A 17,218-nucleotide genomic window follows, 5' to 3' on the forward strand; every position below is an offset into this window, starting at 1 on the left:
CACTTGCCCGGCCTCTGGACGGTTGCCAGGGTGTAGCATTCGGAAACATGCAGGTTGGGACGTCTGCCGCTCCGGCGGGTGGACCCGGCAACGCGACCCCCTCCAACCCCACCACGACCACGCCATGCAGGTGCATCCGCTCCCGCTTCCGATGCCGCACGCTCCAGAGCGCCGGGCTCTCCCGCGTCTCCGGGAGCGCTGACCATGGTTGCGCGCACGGACCCGGACCGCCGGCGCCTGGACGCGTTGCACGCCTGCGCCATTCTCGAGACGCCGGCCGAAGACACCTTCGATCAGCTCGCCCGCCTGGCGGCCCATTTGTGTGGGGCCGCCATCGCCGCCATCGGCTTCGTGGGCAAGGACTGCGAATGGTTCAAGTCCAGCGCGGGCATGGAACTCGGCACCCTGCAGAACCTGGCGGGCGCCCATGTCCTGTGCAGGCTCGCCCTCGGGGGCCGGCTGGTGCAGGTGAAGGACGCATCGGCCGATCCGGTATTGCGCAGCCATCCCCTGGTACAGGGACCTTCGCGCATGCGCATGGCAGCCTGCATGCCGATCAACACCACCGATGGCCTGACGCTGGGCGCGGTCGTGGTCCTCGATACGGACCCGCGGGCGCTGGAAGAGTGCCACCGGGAGGCGCTGGTCGCGATCGCGAGCCAGGCGATGGCGCTCCTGGAACTGCGCCGCCAGCGCCGCGGCATGGCGCAGCGCGCGCAGGAACGCGCCCTGTCGGAAGAACGTTTCCACCTCGTGGCACGGGCCACCGCCGACGCGATCTGGGACTGGAACCTCACCGATGACTCGATGTGGTGGAACGAGGGGATGGAAGTCCTCTTCGGCGTTCCGCTGCATACGTTGCCGCACGACAGCACCTCCTGGACGCAGCGGCTGCATCCCGACGACAGCGACCGCGTGCTCGAGAGCATCCATGCCGCCATCGAAGGCGACGCCCTGCACTGGATGGACGAATACCGCTTCCGCCGGCAGGACGGCACCTATGCGTGGATCCGCGACCGCGGCTTCGTGATCCGCGACGCGCAGGGGCAGGGCCTGCGCATGGTCGGCGGGATGACCGACATCAGCGCCCAGAAGCAGAGCGCCCTGCAGGCCCAGCGCGATGCCGGCGCGCATGCGGAACTGGTGCGCGTGCAGCAGCGCATGAGCGCGCTCGACCTGCCCGTGGAAGAAGTCCTGCTGCTGGCGGCCCGCACCGCGATGGACCTGGCGGACGGGCAGGGCGCCATGGTCGTGCTGCGCGAGGGCGACCGGCTGCGCGTGCGCGCGAGCACCGGGCCGCGGGCCGCGCCGCTGGACGAATCCCGCCCGATGCTCGGGTACCTGCTCTGGCAGCATCTGGAAGCCGAACAGACGGTGCTGCACAGCGACGGCTCGCAGCAGCATGCACTGTTCGCCACCGACGAGGGCCAGCACGGGTTGCTGTCGTTCATCGCCGCGCCGCTGCGCGCGGGGGATACGGTGCTCGGCATGCTCAAGGTGAACGCCGACCCGGTGTTCACCTTTTCCCAGCGCCAGGTGGCCTATGTGCAGATCCTGGCCGAATCGCTGGGCGCCGTGCTGCAGCTGCGCAGCTATGCCGCGCAGCTGAGCGCCTCGGAACTGCAGTACCGCTCGCTCTTCGATGCGCATCCGCAGCCGATGTGGGTCTATGAGCGCGGCAGCCTGCGCATTCTCGCGGTGAACCGCGCCATGGTGCGCCACTACGGGTACACGGAAGCCGAACTGCTGCGCATGACGACCGCCCAGCTCTGGCCGGAGGAGGAACGCTCTCGGCGGGAAGTGGAGGCGCGGGCCCTGCCGACCGGCGTGCGCCGCGACGCGGTGCACCGCCGCCACCGCAAGAAGGATGGCACGCACATCGATATGGAGGTGTACGCGGGCGACATCACCTTCAACGGCCGGGCCGCGCGCCAGGTGCTCGCCACGGATGTGACGCAGCGCATGCGCGTGGAACGCGAACTCGCGCGCGTGGGCACCGTGCAGCGGCTGCTGAGCGCATGCAACGAAGCCCTGGTGCGCGCCACGGGAGAAACGGCCCTGCTGTCCGAGGTCTGCCGCATCGCCCGGGAAGTGGGCGGCTACCGCAGTGCCTGGGTGGGCATGGTGCGCCACTGGAACGGCACCGAGCGCCAGAGCATCGAGCCCGTGGCCTGGTCCGGCCTGACGACGGTGGGTGTGGAAACCCTGCGCCCGGCCGGCACCCCCGACGCTCCCTGGACACCCCACAGCCCCGGGCCGTCGGGCGAGGCGCTGCGCAGCGGGAGGCCGGTGATCGTCCACGACCTGCGGCAGGCGCCGGATGCCGACCTGTGGGCCCAGCCGCTGCGGCAGCTGGGACTGCCCGCGGTCATCAGCCTGCCCTTGCGCGATGCCGAGCAGGTCTTCGGCCTGCTCACGCTCTATCCGGAAGAGGTGCTGGAAACCGGCGCGGAGGAAACCGAACTGCTCCAGCAGCTCGCCAACGACATCGCCTTCGGCCTGGGCAGCCTGCGCACCCGCCAGGACCAGCAGCGCCTGCAGGCGGTGGTGCTCAAGGCCGCGGCCGCCGTGTCAGCCAGCACCGGAACGCAGTTCTTCCGGCAGCTGGCCAGCCACATGTGCGATGCCCTGGGCGCCCAGGGCGGCTGCGTCACGCGGCTGCTTCCGCAGCCGGGGGGGCGGGTGCCGCGCGCGGTGACGCTGTCGCGCGTGGAAGAGGGGATGGTCCAGCCGAATGCCGAATATCCCCTGGAAGGCACGCCCAGCCTGCGCCTGGTGAACGAGGCCGAATGCGTGATCCCCGAAGGCATCGCCGAGCTCTACCCGGATTCGCCGGTGGCGCGGCTCGGAGCCCAGGCATATGTGGGCCTGCAGCTGCGCAGCGCGGAAGGGCAGCCCATCGGTTTCGTCTTCGTGGTCTTCCGCGAGCCGCTGCAGCAGCCCGGCATGGTGATCTCCACGCTGCGCATCTTCGCGGCGCGTGCGGCGGCGGAGATGGCCCGCCAGGCATCGGACGCGCATATCCGCCGACAGGCATCGCTGCTGGACAAGGCGCGCGACGCCATCATCGTGCGCGACCTGGACCACCACATCACGTTCTGGAACGAAGGCGCCGAGCGGCTCTACGGCTGGACACGCGAGGAAGCGATGGGCCAGTCCATCGCCACGCTGCTGTACCAGGACACGCAGGAATTCCTGCGCGCGACCCGGGCCACGCAGGAGCAGGGCGAATGGGCGGGGGAGATCGTCCAGTTCCACCGGGACGGGCGGCGCCTGGACGTCGAGGGCCGCTGGACGCTGGTGCAGGGTGAGCAGGGCCAGCCGGATTCCATCCTGGCCATCAATACCGACATCGGCCAGCGCAAGGCCACGGAACGGGAGATCCAGCGGCTGGCGTTCTACGATTCGCTGACCGGGCTGCCCAACCGCATGCTGCTGATGGACCGCATGCGCCACGCCCTGGCCACGGCGCAGCGGCGCCGGCAGGGGGGCGCGCTGCTCTTCATCGACCTGGACAACTTCAAGACCCTCAACGACACCCTGGGCCACGACCAGGGCGACGTGCTCCTGCAGCAGGTGGCTGCCCGCCTGAACACCTGCGTGCGTTCCGTGGACACCGTCGCCCGCCTGGGCGGCGACGAATTCGTGGTGATGATCGAAGGGCTCAGCCCCCATCCCGAAGACCTGGCCCTGAGCGCCCGCACCGTGGGCGAGAAGATCCTGGCCGTGCTGGCCACGCCGTACGTGCTGCAGGGCTACCACTACCGCAGCACGCCCAGCATCGGCGTGGCGCCTTTCGGCGACGGCCGGGCATCGACGGTGGGCGAACTGCTCAAGCAGGCCGACCTCGCCATGTACCAGGCAAAGACCGCGGGGCGCAATACGCTGCGGTTCTTCGACCCGGGCATGCAGGCGGTGGTCACCGCCCGCGCGGAGCTGGAAAACGACCTGCGCACCGCCCTGGCACGGGAGCAGTTCATGCTGCATTACCAGCCCCAGATCGACCACCGGGGCGGCGTGACCGGTGTGGAGGCGCTCGTGCGCTGGCCGCACCCACAGCGCGGCATGGTGTCCCCGGGGGAATTCATTCCGCTGGCCGAGGAAACCGGACTGGTGCTGCCCCTGGGCCGCTGGGTACTGCACACGGCCTGCGCCCAGCTGGCACGCTGGCAGCACGTGCCCGGGCGCGGGCACCTCAGCATGGCGGTGAACGTGAGTTCGCGCCAGTTCCACCACGAGGCCTTCGTGGAGGACGTGGTGCGCGCCATCACCGCGACGGGCGCGCCGGCATCGCGCCTGAAGCTGGAGCTGACCGAAAGCCTCTTCGTCGAGGACATGGAGACCACCATCGCCACCATGGCCGCGCTGCGGTCCCACGGGGTGGGGTTCTCGCTGGACGACTTCGGAACGGGGTACTCCTCGCTGAGCTACCTCAAGCGCATGCCGCTGGACCAGCTGAAGATCGACCAGAGCTTCGTGCGCGACCTGCTCGCCGATCCGAACGACGCAGCCATCGTGGACACGATCATCGCGCTCTCGCGCAGCCTCGGGCTGGACGTCATCGCCGAAGGCGTGGAGACCGCCGAACAGCGCAGCCGCCTGGAACAGGCGGGCTGCCGCGCCTACCAGGGCTACTTCTTCAGCCGGCCGCTGCCTGAAACAGCCCTGGAAGACTTCCTGATCCAGCAGCTTCCCTCCCGCTGACCCGGAAGCGGGCGCCCCGCCCCGGGGCGAGCATGCGCAGTCGGCTGCGCGAGCATCACGGCATGCCGCGGAGCCTCCTGAAGGCCACAGGAGCCCGCAAAGGGCCCATGCGGCCCACCCCCTACTTCCCTTGTTCCTTGGACGCGCCTGACGCCCTTCAGGCCCTTCCACGGGGCATGGCCGACGGAACCACCCCGCGGCGGCACCTGGCGTTGTCATGTGCGAATCGGCATATCGCCGACACGGGGCCTGCACGGCCGGCACCACGCCGTGCCCGGTTGTTCCTTGTTCTTCCTTGTATGTATTTATAAAAACATAGTCGTAGTAGTAAGGCCGGCCCGCATCTGTGGATAACCGGAATTTCCCGTGGCGCGACAAGGTACTTGGCTTGCCGTGAACCATGTGGGTGGAACCAGGCTGCCGCTGTCGTCCTGCCGGGGACAAGTGCGGCGAGGCAACCGCTGCTGTGGAAAAGCAGGCACTTGTGCGAAAGATGTCCCCAGCTTTGTCCCGGAAACGGCATTCGGGAAGCCCTTTGGTGGCCTTGCGGCGGCGTTCCCACCGGGTTGCTGCCGTTGCTGTGGCCTCGAGGCGCCAGGCCGCGATGCAGCGATGCCCGGGCGGGGCACGGCCGTTCCCGCCGGACACCTGTGCTGCACGCCAAGGCCCCTGTGAAGCGGGGGCAGGTGCGGTCATGCACTCGCGGGCGATTCCGGGCCTTCCGCCATGGCCCTGAAGGATGTTTCCTGTTATTCCTTGAAAGCTTTTATAAAACCATAGGAATAGTAGTAAGGAGGGGCCTGCGTTGTGGACAAGCCTCGTTTTCCCAATGCTGGCAATCACTTGGGGCCACCACAAGCCTGTGGCCTGCGGGCGAGTGAACGCTGGCGCAGTCCGATAACAACTCCGGCCGCCGGCCTGCGGCAGTGGATAACCCGGAGATGTGCCTCAAACTATCCCCAGCTTTATGCACAGACACCCGGCGGATGGCCGGCCGGACCGGGCTGCGCCAAAGAAAAAGCCCCGCAGTGCGGGGCTTCGGAGGGGGCAAGGGCGTTGCGTCAGAAGTGGTACGCGTAGCGCAGCTGGACGAAGTTCTCCCCGGGGTTGGGACTCTTGATGCCAGCATTGGAGAGATGCTGCACGCGGATCGCGACCTCGTGCTGGCGCTGCGCTCCCAGGCTGTAGCCCACGCCCAGGTGGGTCGCGAAGTTGTACCGGGTGCTGAATTCCTTATGGGGCGTGTGATAGCGCTTGTCCATGTAGGTGATGCCGACCCCGCCTTCCAGGAACCAGGGGGAACGGCCGTTGTCGGGCCGCAGCCGGAAAGTGGGCGTGATGCCGGCCAGGGTGGCGTGGCCGGAGCCGCCGTCCACGCTGTCGTAGGCCCACCGGCTGGCATAGATGTCCCAATAGCCGCGCACTTCGCTGCCCCAGAGCTCGCTGCGCCAGGATGTCCACGGCAGGGTGATGCCCAGGGTGGCGGAGTCGGTCTGGTGCTCTGCCCAGCCTCCCTGCACATACACCGAGGGGCTTTCGGCGCCTGTCGTCTGGGCCTGGACACCGGCAGACGCGGCGGCCGCCAGAATGAAAAAAGCGCCCCGGGCCGCCAGAGGGGCCACGAGGCGCTTCATGAATGAATGGTGCATTTTGCGAATTCCCAGTTATGTCGCGACCGTAAGGTTACACAATCGACGTAACCCACTGTAGGACAGGGGCCGGGAAACCCGCTGTAGGTGGCCGCCGCATGCGCGGCGGGCCTGCATCACTGTGGTGCCGGAGCCGCAGGGGCCGGTGCCGCGCCGCCGTGCCGGCGGGCAGGTCCGTTGCCGCCGTGCATCCCCTTGTGGCGGGGGCCATGCATGCCGAAGTGCTCGGCATCGAACACCTTCTGCTGCGCCGGGGTGAGCGCGGCATAGAAGGTTTTCGTGGCGTCGTCCCGGCGGTCCGCCTCGGCGTTGTGCTGCGCGCGCAGTGCCCGCATGCGGTCGATGCGTTCCGGCGTGGTCAGCTGTGCCATTCCGGACATGTCGGGACGCGGGCCCTGCGGGCGCATGGCCGCGGTGAAGGCATCCCATGCCGGTTGCTGGGCCGGCGTGAGCTGCAGCTTCTGCCGGAGGGCTTCCGCGCGCCGGGCCATGCGGGCTTCGCGTTCCTCGGGGGTGGGCATGCGGTGGGGGCGTTCGGCACCTGCCGTGGGGGGCGCGGCCGGTGGGGGAGGCTGCTGCGCGAAGGACGGAGCCGCCAGCAGGGCCGTCAGTGCGGCGGCCGTGGCTGCGGTGGCAAAGCGTCGTTGCAGGAAACGTGCGGTCATGGCGATGTCCTTTCATGCCCCGTCGGGGGCGTTGCCGCCGCGACCGGTGCGGTGCGGCGGTTGGAAGCCAGTGTCGGCCGCCCGTGTATCCCCGCCATGAGGGGGGCGTGTGGCTGTGTAAAGTTGTGCCAAGGTTCTGTGACCCCGCCGGGGCGCGCAGCAACGACAATGGCGCCCTTTCGCCGGCACCGTGGCCGGCGCGCCCGCCGCAGGGCGATATCGCACACAAGGAATTCCGTGTTTAAGAACATGATCATCTACCGCATCGCCGAGTGGCATGCGGAACTGCCCCAACTCGAGGAAGCCCTGGCCCGCACCCCGTTCGTGGAATGCGGCGCCACCCAGGAAAAATCCGTGGGATGGGTACCGCCCCGGGGCGAGGCCCACGGCGCGCTCGCCGAATCCGTGGGTGGCCAGTGGATCCTGCGTTTCATGACCGAATCCAAGATGCTCCCGGGATCGGTCCTGGCGCGCAAGGTCAAGGACAAGGCCGCTCGCATCGAGAAGGAAACCGGCCGCAAGCCGGGCAAGAAGGAAACCCGCGAGCTCAAGGAAGAGGCCAAGCTCGACCTGCTGCCGATGGCGTTCACCAAGCAGGGATCGATGTGGGTCTGGATCGACACCGAGGCGCGCCTGCTGGTGCTCGACACCGGCAGCCAGGGCCGGGCCGACGAGGTCGTCTCGCTGCTGGTGGAAGCGCTGCCGGGCCTGTCGGTCTCCCTGCTCGATACGCAGACCTCGCCGCAGGCGGCCATGGCCCACTGGCTCAAGGAGCAGGAGCCGCCGGTGGCTTTCAGCGTGGACCGCGAGTGCGAGCTCAAGAGCGCCGATGAATCCAAGGCCGTGGTCCGCTATGCGCGCCATCCTCTGGACATCGACGAGATCCGCGAGCACATCGCCGCCGGCAAGCTGCCCACCAAGCTCGCGATGAGCTGGGACGACCGCGTCGCCTTCGTGCTGACCGAGGGCCTGCAGATCAAGAAGGTGTCGTTCCTCGACACGGTGTTCGAGGGCCGGGGCCAGGACGATTCTGGCTTCGACACCGACGTGGCGATCGCCACGGGCGAACTCTCCAAGCTGATCCCCGACCTGATCGAGGCACTGGGCGGCGAGGGCCGCACGGGCCTGGACGGCCCAGCGCCGGCACCGGGCGAGCGCAAGGCCGAAGCGGGTGGTGCCGCTGCCGCACCGGCCGCTGCCACGGCGGACGCGGACGACGACGCACCGTTCTGACCGGGCAGCACGGTCCGGGCAGCTACCATCGCCCCCCATGGCGCTCAACTGGGTCTGGATCGGCTTTTTCACCATCGCGTTCGTCACCGCCGCCACGCGCTGGGCCCTGGGCGACGCGGATGTCTTCCAGGCGTTGCTGGCCGCGATGTTCACGGCCGCGCGCTCGGGTTTCGAGATCTCCCTGGGCCTGGCCGGCGTGATGGCGCTCTGGCTGGGCCTGATGCGGGTGGGCGAGCGCGCCGGCATGGTGGAACTGCTCGCGCGCGCGGCCGGCCCGCTGCTGCGGCGCCTCTTTCCCGGGGTGCCGCAGGGCCATCCCGCGCAGGGTGCGATGACCATGAATTTCTCGGCCAATCTGCTCGGCCTGGACAACGCGGCCACGCCGCTGGGGCTCACCGCCATGCGCGAGCTGCAGTCGTTGCACACAGGCCCGCGGGATACGGCCAGCGATGCGCAGATCATGTTCGTGGTCATGAACACGGCCGGGCTCACGCTGATCCCCACCTCGGTGATCGCGATCCGCCAGAGCGTCGCCGTGCAGCAGGGGCTGGGCGCGGGCTTCAACGCGGCGGACATCTTCCTGCCTACGCTGCTGGTCACTTTCATCGCGCTGATCGCGGGCGTGCTGGCCGTGGGCCTGTGCCAGCGGCTGCCGCTCTGGCGCCCCCGGCTGCTGCTGCCGCTCGCGGCCGTGTCCGGGCTGCTGGGCGCGGCCGTGTGGGCGCTCGGCCGGCTGCCCGCCGAGCAGGCATCCCGCATCGCGGGCACCATCGGTGCGGCGGTGATCCTCGGCATCGTGATGCTCTTCATCCTGGCCGGGGCGGTGCGCCGCATCAACGTGTACGACGCCTTCATCGACGGCGCCAAGGAAGGCTTCGGCGTGGCGGTGCAGATCGTGCCCTACCTGGTGGCGATCCTGGTGGCCATCGGCGTCTTCCGCGCGGCCGGCTGCATGGACGCGCTGCTCGCGGTCGTCGGCGCGGGCGTGGCGGCGATGGGCTGGAACACGGATTTCCTGCCGGCCCTTCCGGTGGGGCTGATGCGGGTGCTGTCCGGCGCGGGCGCGCGCGGGCTCATGATCGACGTGATGCAGGCGCACGGCGTGGACTCGTTCGCCGGGCGGCTCGCCGCGGTCATGCAGGGCTCGGCCGAGACCACTTTCTACGTGCTGGCGGTGTACTTCGGCAGCGTGGGCGTGAAGCACACGCGCCATGCCCTGGCCTGCGCGCTGTTCGCTGACGCCGTGGGGCTGGCCGCCGCGATCGCGGTGGGGTACGCGATGCTGCGCTGACGGACGCAGGCGGGCGGTGGGAAAGCCCCGGCGGAGGGGCCGGCCAATTGCAGGAGAATCCGGGCTTCTTTCCTTTTCGCTTCACCCAGAGAGCTCCATCCCGTGACCGACGCAGTGCAACGCCCCGAACTCCCCGACCACCTCTCCATCGACCCGCGCAGCAAGTTCCACGTGCCCGCCGTCTTCGAGCACGACATCGGCATCCGCTTCAACGGCAAGGAGCGTTTCGACGTGGAAGAGTATTGCGTGAGCGAAGGCTGGATCAAGGTGCCGGCCGGCAAGACGGTGGACCGCAAGGGCCGGCCGCTGCTCCTCACGCTCAAGGGGACGGTGGAAGCGTTCTACAAGTAAAAGTCACTCGCACCGGAATCGCACCTGCAGCGCCGGTGGATCTCCGGCGGTGCGCGACATGGCCGTGCACCGCTTCGCCCCATCGTCCATGCGCTGCACCAGTCGCACCGTGCCTCCCGCGTAGTCGCACGAAGCGAACTTGCCTTGCGGATAGTCCCCCTCGAACACCCACGTGGCGGTGGATTCGCTTTTCGCCCGCTTCGTGCCCTTGCCGGGTTTGTCCGACGTGGGCACCAGTGCGGCACCTTGGGCTGGCGGGCCGTCGAAGAAGTTGTATCCGGTCAGGCGCAGCGGGCGCGCATCCAGCACGATCTCCGTGCCTGCGGGCAGGCCGGATGCCGTGGCCCGGGGGGCTTCGAGCTGGACCGTGGCCGGGCATTCCAGCGCGGCGGACGCAGCCGTACCGTTGGCCGTGGCCGCCGTAGCCGCGCCGGGCAGGCCGGTGGCCGCGACGAGGAGGCAGGCCAGGGTCGCGGACCGGCTGGCCGTGAAGGGGAGGGCAGAAGCTGGAGGCATCATGGAGATCCCGGTGTCGTTCTTCGTGTGCACCTTCATCATTCGATGACGGAATACGCGGCGGCGTTGTTGCTCGGGTCGGCGAAGTCGCCGTTCTTGCGCTGGGGCTTGGGGCGCACGTAGCGCATGGACACCTTGGGCTTTTGCGTATCGCTCAGCCACTGGTCCATGATCCAGATGCCGCCGGGATCCTGCGAGATGAAGAACGCCGCATGGTTGCCTGTGGGCAGGCTGCCGTACTTGCCGGCGCTGTTGAACGTGGCGATGGCCGTGCCCTTCTTGATGTTGGCATTGCCGAACACGGTTTCGCCCTGCTTCCAGTTGCTGGTGTGCGGCAGGTGGGCATAGTGCTGGAGGAGCGCCACGCAGTGCTTGCTGCCGACCTTGTCGGTTCCCTCGAGCGCTGCGGCATTCTGGTAGATGTATGGCATCGGTTGTGTGATGGTCGCGCAAAGGAGGCGATCCTAGTCGGCCTCGCCCGGTTTGCCGTGGCTGTTTCCAATCGTTTCAAACGCGCTCGAAAATGGCTGCGATGCCCTGGCCGCCACCGATGCACATGGTGACCAGCGCATAGCGGCCGCCCGTGCGGTGCAGCTCGGCGATGGCCTTGGTGGTGATGATGGCGCCCGTGGCGCCGACGGGGTGGCCGAGCGAGATGCCCGAGCCGTTCGGGTTCACCTTGGCTGGATCCAGGCCCAGTTCCTGGATCACGGCGCACGCCTGGGCGGCAAAGGCTTCGTTGGCCTCGATTACGTCCATGTCCTGCACCGACAGGCCCGTGCGCTGCAGCACTGCTCGCGTGGCGGGCACGGGGCCGATGCCCATGTAAGCCGGGTCCACCCCGGCGTGCGCGTAGCCGACCAGGCGCGCCAGCGGCCTGGCACCCAGCGCGGCCGCGCGGTCGCCCGCCACCAGCACCACGGCGGCCGCGCCGTCGTTGATGCCCGAGGCGTTGCCCGCGGTGACCGTGCCGCCGTCCTTCCTGAACGCGGGCTTCATGCCGGCCAGCACCTCGACCGTGGTGCCGCCACGCACGTGCTCGTCGGTGTCGAACAGCGTGGTCGTGCCCTTGCGGCCGGGGATTTCCACCGGAACGATCTGCTCCTTGAAATAGCCCGCCTCGATGGCGGCCGCCGCGCGGCGCTGGCTCTCGGCGGCCAATTGGTCCTGCGCCTCGCGGCCGATGCGGTAGCGCTCGGCCACGTTCTCGGCGGTGATGCCCATGTGCATCTTCTGCCAGGGGTCGTGCAGGATGCCCAGCATGTAGTCGATGCTCTTCGCATCGCCCATGCGCGCGCCCCAGCGCGATGCGGTGTCGAAATACGGCCCCCGGCTCATCGATTCGCTCCCGCCGCCGATGGCCACGTCGCAGTCGCCCAGGGCGATCGCCTGTGCCGCGGACACGATGGCCTGCAGGCCCGAGCCGCACAGACGGTTGACATTGAAGGCCGGCGTCTCCACCGGGCAGCCCGCATCGATGGCGGCCACGCGCGAGAGGTAGGCGTCCTTCGTGTCGGTGGGGATCACGTTGCCCATCACCACGTGGCCCACCGCATCGGCCGCGATGCCGCTGCGCTCGATGGCCGCGCGCACGGCCGTGGTGGCGAGCTGGGTGTTGGGAATGTCCTTGAGCGAGCCGCCGAAGGTGCCGATGGCGGTGCGGGCGATGGAGGCGATGAGGATGTCGCGGGAGGTCATGGCTGCAAGTCCTTCAGGAAAATAAGAGCGGGAAGATCGATTCCACCAGCAGAACCCAAGCCGCTCGGTGTTCATTGACCCAGAGGGTTTTATAAGCTGTTGATTTGAAATGACATTTTTAGAAGTAAAGCAATGCTTTACCTCTTTGGGTTAAACCCTGGTTTAAACACCGCTGCATCCGCCAGATACCAACGGGCCCAGCGTCTTTGGCCGACGACGCCGATCGAACCATCATTGCGGAGCTCATCCAGCAGCTTTTGCACGGCTTTCATGGTGAGCGATGGCAGCACCTGGCGGAATTCGCTCAGCGGGGCGCCTGCCTCACCTTGGTCTTTGAGGTGCTGCAGCAATAGAGCCTTGTTGGTTCCACGGTCCAACCCCCGTCTGCGGGTATAGGTGCCTTTGCTGCCCAACGTCGCATACAAGGCAGCTGCAAGCATGTATCTGGCGGTCTTTCCCCGTCCCATTACCTCGATCGCACCCACCTCTGCCAGAGTGGGCAGGCGTTCCTGCAACTCCGGCGTCAGAGCGCGATCCTGCTCCAGGCGCTCCAATGCCAGATAGTCCAGCGTTGAGAAGCTGCGCAATCTTTCCTCTCCCAGCCGCTCCATGAACCGCACGAACGCCGGGTTGCGCACGCCGCCTTCCAGCGTCAGCCGCACCTCGTGCGCAGCAGTGCCCGCGAAACTGGGCAGCGGCTTGCCTTGGCGCACAGCGCTCTCCATCATCAGGTTGAGGCCCTGGCCCGAGCGTTCGATCAACCCGCAGCGCGCAAGCGCCTCGGCCAGACGGCGATTGCGCGGATTTTGCTGGTCGATGATGTTCTCGGGCGTGATGCCCGCTGGCAAGCCGCCGGGACTCACCACCTCCAGCCGCTTGGCGAACTGGCGCACGAAGATGGAACCACCCAGCCGATAGTCTCGGTGGGCCACGGCGTTCAGCAAGGCCTCGCGGACTGGCACTTCGTCGAAGGTGGGCAGATCCATGCGGAAGAAATCGTCCTGGTAGCTTTGCCGGTCGTTGCGCAGGTTGATCTTTTTCCACAGTGCGTCTTGCCAGGAGAAAAAGCCTGCGCGGTACTCCTCCCGGTCGGCGGCAGGTCCAGCCGCTTCGGACGAGCGGTATTCGAACACCAGCTCGGCCTGGGCCAGCCATCGCGTGAGGCCCGCGCGCGTACCGAACAGGATGAGCGCCGCATAGCTCATCTGGTCGCCTTCCACCAGCAATTCGGCATCGCGCAGGGTCTGCAGATCGCTCAGATCGCGTCTGCGCAAGTCGCCAGTCTTCCTGGCCCAGCGCTCGCGAAAGAGCGCAATCGAGCCAGGGTCCAGATCCGCCAGCGTGGCACCAGGGCAGGGTTGTGCCGAAAAGTCGGGGCCCGTCTCGGCAAAGATGTCGCGTAATTCCGGTCCTTTCAACGCTACGAGGTCGTCACCCGCGCGTTTGAAATACTGACCGTCGATCTCCCATGCAGTGCCGGGCAACCGGGAAGGGACATGAATGATCACGACTCGACCCTCGGGCAGATGAAGCTCTTCGACCGGGATGCGGTGCCCCAGCCGTTGGTGCAGACCTGCTTCCGTGCGCTCGGGGGCTTCAAATGCAGACGAACCCACGATGCGGCGTGGCCGTTTGTCCGTTACGCCCAACACCATGGTGCCACCCCCTTCATTGGCCAGTGCCACACAGTACTTGAGCAACTTCTCGAAGTCGTAGCGCTGCTTGGCCTCCTTGAACTCCAGGCGTTGGCCTTCGGGCTCAAGCAGCCACTGTTGGAACTGGGCGAGGGAGGTAGGCATGTCGGCAGGCGAGGTGGAATGCATTGGAGTTTATGGATTCCAACGGCACTGCCAAACCTGCAAGGGACAACATGCCGAGAATTGGCATCGCTTGCCTGCTCTGCGTTTCAGCCTTCAGCCGCTTCCCGCCAGGTCATCCAGGATCGGACAATCCGGCCGCCCATCCCCCTGGCAGCAGCCCACCAGCTGCTGCAGCGAGCGCTGCATGGCCTGCATGGCGGCGATGCGGCGGCCCAGGTCGTCGATGTGGGCCTGGGCGATGCGCTTGACCTCGCGGCTGGCGCGGCGCTGGTCCTGCCAGAGGCCCAGCAGGGTGGCGATCTCTTCCATGGAGAAGCCCAGGTCGCGCGCGCGGCGGATGAAGCGCAGGGTGTGGACATCCCCCTCGGTGTACTGGCGATAGCCGCTGTCCGTGCGCGCCACGTCCCGCAGCAGGCCGAGGGCCTCGTAGTGGCGGACCATGCGCTGCGAGACGCCTGCCCGCGCGGCAGCCGTGCCGATGGGCACGGGGCCGACCGCCGCCGTGGCCGGGGATTCCTGCGCCGAGACGGATGGCGGGCTCGCCGGCCGGGCGCGGCGTTGCTTCGGTACCGCGCTCATGCTCAAGCGGCGACGGTGTAGCCCTCTTCGGTGATGGCGGCGGCCAGCGCCTCGCGGGGGCTGTCGCTTTCCACTACGACGCGGCCGGTGGGCAGGTCCACCTGCACGGTGGCGCCGGTATCGACGCTGCGCACGGCGTGGACGACGGCGCGTTCGCAGTGGCCGCAGGTCATGCCCTGGACCTGGAAGTTGTGTTGCATGGCGGGTTCCTTCTCAAAGAATCGTTGGAATGAATGAATGGATGGATGTCGGGATCTTCAAGCCTGACATGGTGGCAGAGTCAAGCACCAGCCGCACGCGATCCGGCCTTGACCTTGCCATGATGTCAGGGGTTAAGGTGCCGGCATGGATGCTTCCCCTGATTCTTCCTCCGAGCGGTCCCTGGACCTGGGTATCGGCGGCATGACCTGCGCGAGCTGTTCGGGCCGCGTGGAGCGCGCATTGCGCAAGGTGCCCGGCGTGCGCAGCGCCGAGGTCAACCTCGCCACCGAGCGTGCGCACGTGGTCTATGGCGCGGCACCGGACAGCGTGCCGGCCTCCATGGACGGGCTGCTGCGCCGCGCCGTGCGCCATGCGGGCTACGAGCCGCGCGCGGCGGATGCACCGGAGCCGCCGGATGCGGCCTCGCCCTGGGCCGGATTCGGACCGGTGGCGGCGGGCATCGCGCTGTCGCTGCCGCTGGTGCTGCCCATGCTCGGCGGCCTGGCGGGGCGGGACTGGATGCCGCCGGCCTGGCTGCAGTGGCTGCTGGCCACGCCCGTGCAGTTCGTGCTGGGCGCACGCTTCTACCGGGCGGGCTGGCATGCGCTGCGCGCGCGTGCCGGCAACATGGATCTGCTCGTGGCCATCGGCACCAGCGCGGCCTATGGCCTGTCGCTGTGGCTCTGGCTCGCGTCCGTGCATGGGACGGGGCATGCGCCGCACCTGTACTTCGAGGCCTCGGCCGTGGTGATCACCCTGGTGCTGCTGGGCAAGTGGCTGGAGGCCCGCGCCAAGCGGCAGACCACGGCGGCGATCCGGGCGCTGCACGCGCTGCGGCCGGACGCCGCGCACTGGATCGGACCGGACGGCGAGGTGGACCTGCCCGTGGCCGAGCTGATGGCAGGGGACCGCATCGCCGTGCGTCCTGGCGAACGCCTGCCGGTGGACGGCACGGTGCTCGAAGGGCATACGCAGGTGGACGAATCCATGCTGACCGGCGAGCCGCTGCCGGTGGCGCGCGTGCCGGGCGACGCGGTGACGGGTGGATCGGTGAACGGCGACGGCCGCGTGGTGGTGCGGGTGACGGCCGTGGGCGCGGAGACGGTGCTGGCGCGCATCATCCGGCTGGTGGAGGACGCGCAGGCCGCCAAGGCGCCGATCCAGCGGCTGGTGGACCGGGTCTCCGCCGTGTTCGTGCCGGTGGTGCTGGCGCTGGCACTGTGCACGCTGCTGGGCTGGCTCGTGTCGGGTGCGGGCCTGGAGGCGGCGCTCATCCATGCCGTGGCCGTGCTGGTGATCGCCTGCCCCTGCGCGCTGGGCCTGGCCACGCCGGCCGCGATCATGGCGGGCACCGGCGTGGCCGCGCGGCACGGCATCCTCATCAAGGACGCGGAGGCGCTGGAGGCTGCGCACGGCGTGGACACCGTCGCCTTCGACAAGACGGGCACCCTGACGCTGGGCCGTCCCCGCCTGCAGGCGTTCGAGCCAGCGCCCGGGCAGGACGCGCAGAGGCTGCTGGCGACCGCGGCTGCGCTGCAGGCGGGCAGCGGGCATCCGCTGGCACATGCCACGCTGCAGGCTGCGCGCGAGCGAGGCCTGGCGCTGCCCCAGGCCGCGGAAGCCGCGAGTGCGGTTCCGGGCCAGGGCGTGGAGGGCCGGACCGGGGGCGCGCTCTGGCGCATGGGCAGCCTGCGCTGGATGGCCGCGCTGGGCGCCGCGGTGCCGCAGCCGCTGGACGAGCGAGCGCGCGCGCTGCAGGAGGGCGGTGCCACGGTATCCGCGCTGGCCGAGCAGTTGCCGGAGGGCGGGCATGCCGTGCGTGCCGTGCTGGCGTTCGGGGACGAGCCCAAGCCCGGCGCGGCCGCGGCCATCGAGTCCCTGCGGTCTCGGGGGCTGCGGGTGGTCATGCTGTCGGGCGACAACCGCGGGGCTGCCGAGGCGATGGCACGGCAACTGGGCCTGCGGCCCGAAACGGGCGAGGTCGTGGCCGAGGTGCTGCCGGGCGGAAAGGCCGAGCGCGTGGCGGAACTCCAACGCGGCAGTGTGAAAGCCCAGGGGGGGCTCAGGCGCGTGGTGGCCATGGTGGGGGACGGCGTGAACGATGCGCCCGCGCTGGCGGCAGCCGACGTGGGCATCGCCATGGGCAATGGTACCGACGTGGCCATGCATGCGGCCGGCATCACGCTCATGCGGGGCGATCCGGCCCTGGTGGCGGCCGCCATCGACATATCCCGGCGCACGGTGGTCAAGATACGGCAAAACCTGTTCTGGGCGTTCGTGTACAACGCTGCGGGCATTCCGCTGGCCGCGCTGGGCTACCTCAGTCCGGTGGTGGCGGGGGCGGCCATGGCGCTCAGTTCGGTGAGCGTGCTGGCAAATGCCTTGTTGTTGAAGCGTTGGCGCCTTTGAGAATTGCAATCGCTTCGGTTACGCTCGGCGATCGCTTTGCTACGTTTTGTTTCATTCATAGCCGGCTCGCATCGACGTGCTGGGGGGATTAGAGGAAGGCAA

Annotated in this window: 13 protein-coding genes; 5 read left to right on the forward strand and 8 right to left on the reverse strand. The window is 68.6% G+C overall.

Annotated features, from left to right (window positions below; translation table 11 throughout):
- Positions 1 to 204: 204 nt before the first annotated feature.
- Positions 205 to 4,704, forward strand: coding sequence for an EAL domain-containing protein (locus tag ACGHC0_RS00160; protein WP_415267074.1), 4,500 nt, complete (start codon positions 205 to 207; stop codon positions 4,702 to 4,704).
- Between the two features lie 1,061 nt (positions 4,705 to 5,765).
- Here the strand turns inward: ACGHC0_RS00160 and ACGHC0_RS00165 are convergent.
- On the reverse strand, positions 5,766 to 6,353 hold the full coding sequence (locus ACGHC0_RS00165) for an acyloxyacyl hydrolase (protein ID WP_415267075.1): 588 nt from the start codon (positions 6,351 to 6,353) through the stop codon (positions 5,766 to 5,768).
- Positions 6,354 to 6,469: 116 nt separating this feature from the next.
- Positions 6,470 to 7,018, reverse strand: a complete 549-nt coding sequence (locus ACGHC0_RS00170; protein ID WP_415267076.1) for a Spy/CpxP family protein refolding chaperone — start codon at positions 7,016 to 7,018, stop codon at positions 6,470 to 6,472.
- Positions 7,019 to 7,255: 237 nt separating this feature from the next.
- On the opposite strand from ACGHC0_RS00170, the gene ACGHC0_RS00175 reads away from it, so the two are divergent.
- The 3 genes from ACGHC0_RS00175 to ACGHC0_RS00185 all read left to right on the forward strand — a co-directional run bounded on the left by ACGHC0_RS00175 (position 7,256) and on the right by ACGHC0_RS00185 (position 9,893).
- Positions 7,256 to 8,251, forward strand: a complete 996-nt coding sequence (locus ACGHC0_RS00175; protein WP_415267077.1) for a recombination-associated protein RdgC — start codon at positions 7,256 to 7,258, stop codon at positions 8,249 to 8,251.
- Between the two features lie 37 nt (positions 8,252 to 8,288).
- Complete coding sequence (locus ACGHC0_RS00180; protein ID WP_415267078.1) at positions 8,289 to 9,542, forward strand: nucleoside recognition domain-containing protein; 1,254 nt, start codon at positions 8,289 to 8,291, stop codon at positions 9,540 to 9,542.
- A gap of 102 nt (positions 9,543 to 9,644) precedes the next feature.
- Positions 9,645 to 9,893 (forward strand): DUF3297 family protein, encoded by a 249-nt coding sequence (locus ACGHC0_RS00185; protein ID WP_013592554.1) that lies wholly within the window; start codon positions 9,645 to 9,647, stop codon positions 9,891 to 9,893.
- A gap of 3 nt (positions 9,894 to 9,896) precedes the next feature.
- Here ACGHC0_RS00185 and ACGHC0_RS00190 read toward each other — a convergent pair whose 3' ends face one another.
- The 6 genes from ACGHC0_RS00190 to ACGHC0_RS00215 all read right to left on the reverse strand — a co-directional run bounded on the left by ACGHC0_RS00190 (position 9,897) and on the right by ACGHC0_RS00215 (position 14,706).
- Positions 9,897 to 10,412: an STY0301 family protein gene (locus ACGHC0_RS00190; protein WP_415267079.1), complete on the reverse strand. Its 516-nt coding sequence runs from the start codon at positions 10,410 to 10,412 to the stop codon at positions 9,897 to 9,899.
- Positions 10,413 to 10,447: 35 nt separating this feature from the next.
- Positions 10,448 to 10,840: a BPSL0067 family protein gene (locus tag ACGHC0_RS00195; RefSeq protein WP_368353474.1), complete on the reverse strand. Its 393-nt coding sequence runs from the start codon at positions 10,838 to 10,840 to the stop codon at positions 10,448 to 10,450.
- 76 nt (positions 10,841 to 10,916) lie between these two features.
- Positions 10,917 to 12,107, reverse strand: coding sequence for an acetyl-CoA C-acyltransferase family protein (locus ACGHC0_RS00200; protein ID WP_415267080.1), 1,191 nt, complete (start codon positions 12,105 to 12,107; stop codon positions 10,917 to 10,919).
- Between the two features lie 137 nt (positions 12,108 to 12,244).
- Entirely contained in the window at positions 12,245 to 13,906 is a 1,662-nt protein-coding gene (locus ACGHC0_RS00205; RefSeq protein WP_415267081.1) for an ATP-binding protein, read from the reverse strand.
- Between the two features lie 114 nt (positions 13,907 to 14,020).
- Positions 14,021 to 14,506, reverse strand: coding sequence for a Cu(I)-responsive transcriptional regulator (cueR, locus tag ACGHC0_RS00210; RefSeq protein WP_415267082.1), 486 nt, complete (start codon positions 14,504 to 14,506; stop codon positions 14,021 to 14,023).
- A gap of 2 nt (positions 14,507 to 14,508) precedes the next feature.
- The gene (locus ACGHC0_RS00215; RefSeq protein WP_415267083.1) at positions 14,509 to 14,706 is read right to left on the reverse strand and encodes a heavy-metal-associated domain-containing protein; all 198 of its coding nucleotides are present in this window, start codon (positions 14,704 to 14,706) and stop codon (positions 14,509 to 14,511) included.
- A 145-nt stretch (positions 14,707 to 14,851) separates the two neighbouring features.
- Between ACGHC0_RS00215 and ACGHC0_RS00220 the strand changes: the two genes are divergently transcribed.
- Positions 14,852 to 17,116 (forward strand): heavy metal translocating P-type ATPase, encoded by a 2,265-nt coding sequence (locus ACGHC0_RS00220; RefSeq protein WP_415267084.1) that lies wholly within the window; start codon positions 14,852 to 14,854, stop codon positions 17,114 to 17,116.
- The last annotated feature ends 102 nt before the right edge of the window (positions 17,117 to 17,218 follow it).

The organism is Acidovorax sacchari (assembly GCF_042847045.1).
GTDB lineage: Bacteria > Pseudomonadota > Gammaproteobacteria > Burkholderiales > Burkholderiaceae_C > Paracidovorax > Paracidovorax sacchari.